The organism is Microbacterium sp. Bi128 (assembly GCF_918698205.1).
Window position 1 is genome coordinate 1 of record NZ_CAKKMM010000688.1, and the last position, 2,657, is coordinate 2,657.

The window sequence follows — 2,657 nt, forward strand, 5'->3', positions numbered from 1 at the left end:
CCCAGATGCTGCGCACCTACCCGGACGTCGACGACGACTTCGTCCGCCTGTGGCGCGACAGCATGGACCGCTACGGCCTGACCCCCAGCGCAGTGGGCACCAACCTGGACATGGGCCGCCGCAAGGACCGGGACATGACACCCGACGAGGAGTACGACTTCTTCGCCGCGCAGCTGCACACGGCTAACAAGCTTGGTTTCCACCGCGTGGTGATCCGCTCCGCGGGCAAGGAATTGCTCCGCCGGCTGCTTCCCCTGGCCGAGAAGTTCGATCAGAAGCTCGGCTACGAAATTCACGCGCCGCAGGGGCCGAACGATCCCAAGATCCTGCAGATCCGCGAGATGTACGAGGAACTGGGAAGCGACCGGCTCGGTTTCACCGCAGACTTCAGCTCGACAATGCACAGCCTTTCCCCGACCCTCTTCCGCACGTTGACGCAAATGGGGCTGCCCGAGGAGCACTTTGCCGTCATGCAGGAGATCTGGCGCAAGCCGTTGCCGATGCAGGAGCGCAACCAGGAATTCGAGGACTACCTGAACGCCAACAACTTCGACCCCGCGCGCCTTGGTCCCTTCACCCGGCTGGCGTTCAACATGCACGGACTGGTTCCGCCGGAGGAGTGGCTGGACATCATGCCGCAGATCTTCCATGTCCACGCGAAGTTCTACGACATCGACGAACACGGCAATGAACCCGCGATGGACATTCCCCGCATTGTGCGCCAGTTCGTCAAGGGCGGCTACCAGGGCTACCTGTCCAGCGAGTGGGAGGGCCACGCGTTCGCCGACCTGGGCGAATCCGATCCGATCGACCTCGTCAAGAAGCAGCACACGCTGATGCGGCATGCCATCGAAGAGGCCGCTGATCCAAATGCATCCGATTCCCACGCGACCCTGGTCGAGACTGTTAAGTAAGGAAAGCCATGGCAACTCACAATTCCCTGTTCCAGGACACCGACGTCCGCAGGCACCCCGAGGGGATTGCCGTATCGGTGCAGCTGCCCTGGTACCGCAGCCTCTGGCTGTCCGCCGTTGACGACGTCGTTGCAACCGTCAATGGCGTGGAGATTCCCAAGGAGTCCCTCCGCTTCGAACTGCAGGACAAGTCCTACTCCATAGCTGAACTCCCGGAGCAATGGGAAACCCTGTGGTTCGTCGCAGACAAGCCCGACGTGATCATCCCGCTGGACCGCGTCCCCGACGCCGGCGAGGAGATCGACGTCGAGGTCTTCCTCACCCTGCGCCTGCTGTATATGCAGATTGCGCCGATGCGTTACGTCGGCAACCGCGTCGCGGTTGAACGGACAGTGGTGCTCGCATGAAAACCCTGCGCGTGGCCATGATCGGTTATGGCTTCATGGGTGCTGCCCACTCCCAAGGCTGGCGGACGGCGCCGCGGGTATTCGGCCTGCCGGCCGAGCCGGAAATGGCGGTTATCGTCGGCCGTAACGCTGAAGCGGTCGCCGCCGCTGCCAGCAAGTGGGGCTGGGCCGAGTCAGCAACAGACTGGCGGGACGTGATCGCCCGTGACGATATCGACGTCGTCGATATCGTCACCCCCGGCGACTCCCACGCCGAAATCGCGATCGCCGCGCTGGAGGCCGGTAAGCACGTTTTGTGCGAAAAACCACTCGCCAACTCGGTGGCGGAAGCCGAAGCGATGGCCGAAGCTGCCGAACGGGCGGCTGCCCGGGGCATCCAGGCAATGGTCGGTTTCACCTACCGCCGCGTTCCGGCCGTCACCTTCCTCCGCAACCTCATCGCCGAAGGCGCCGTGGGCACGATCAACCAGGTGCGTGCCTCCTACCGGCAGGACTGGCTGGTGGACCCGGAGATGCCGCTGGCGTGGCGCCTGCAGAAGGAACACGCCGGCTCGGGGGCCCTGGGGGACATCGGTGCCCACGCCATCGACCTGGCCCAGTTCGTCACCGGCTTGAACCTGGAGAAGGTGTCCGGCGTTATCGACACCATCGTGAAGGAGCGGCCTCTTTTGAAGGGCTCCACTTCAGGCTCCGGACCTTCCGATACCGGGCTTTCCGGCGCTGCCGGCGTCGGCTCCGGCCAGGTGACGGTGGACGATATCGCCATCTTCACGGGCCGCTTCGAATCCGGCGCGCTGGCGTCGTTCGAGGCCACCCGGTTTGCCACCGGCCGGAAGAACGCGCTGCAGATTGAGGTTTCCGGGGACAAGGGCGCCTTGGCCTTCGACCTGGAGGACCTCAATAGCGTCCAGTTCTACGACCGCACGGCCCCTGCGGACCGCCAGGGCTTCCGGAAGATCCTGGTCACGGAAGCGGAGCATCCCTACGTTTCGGCGTGGTGGCCGGCAGGGCACATGCTCGGTTACGAGCACGGGTTCTCCCACCAAGTCAAGGACCTCGTGGAAGGCATCGTGGGCGGCGCCGTCCCGCATTCGTCGTTCGCCGACGGGCTGAGGGTGCAGCGGGTGCTCGACGCTGTCCAGCGCAGTTCCGAAAATGATTCCGCCTGGACACGGGTCGCTGCCGGCGTTCCCGTGCCGGCCAGTTGAGGAGGGGAAGTACGTGGCACGACCAATTACCTTGTTCACCGGCCAGTGGGCCGACCTGCCGTTCGAGGAGGTGGCCCGGCTCGCCGGCGAGTGGGGCTACGACGGGCTGGAGATCGCCTGCTGGGGTG

The 2,657-nt window shown here is 64.6% G+C and carries 3 protein-coding genes and 1 pseudogene; all 4 read left to right on the forward strand.

Annotation, left to right across the window (positions count from 1 at the left end; translation table 11 throughout):
- On the forward strand, positions 1–914 hold a 914-nt coding region (locus tag LQV45_RS24880; RefSeq protein WP_230009296.1), incomplete at its 5' end, for a sugar phosphate isomerase/epimerase.
- A gap of 8 nt (positions 915–922) precedes the next feature.
- On the forward strand, positions 923–1,321 hold the full coding sequence (locus tag LQV45_RS24885; protein WP_230009298.1) for a DUF6379 domain-containing protein: 399 nt from the start codon (positions 923–925) through the stop codon (positions 1,319–1,321).
- Positions 1,318–2,529: a Gfo/Idh/MocA family protein gene (locus tag LQV45_RS24890; RefSeq protein ID WP_230009300.1), complete on the forward strand. Its 1,212-nt coding sequence runs from the start codon at positions 1,318–1,320 to the stop codon at positions 2,527–2,529. The genes LQV45_RS24885 and LQV45_RS24890 overlap by 4 nt, the downstream gene beginning before the upstream one ends.
- 13 nt (positions 2,530–2,542) lie before the next feature.
- Positions 2,543–2,657: pseudogene (locus LQV45_RS24895) on the forward strand (sugar phosphate isomerase/epimerase); the annotation flags it as partial.

What these genes read in the sequence shown, in the direction of transcription:
- LQV45_RS24885 (WP_230009298.1), top strand. Translation starts at nt 923, where the DNA reads ATGGCAACTCACAATTCCCTGTTCCAGGACACCGACGTCCGCAGGCAC.
- LQV45_RS24890 (WP_230009300.1), top strand. Translation starts at nt 1,318, where the DNA reads ATGAAAACCCTGCGCGTGGCCATGATCGGTTATGGCTTCATGGGTGCT.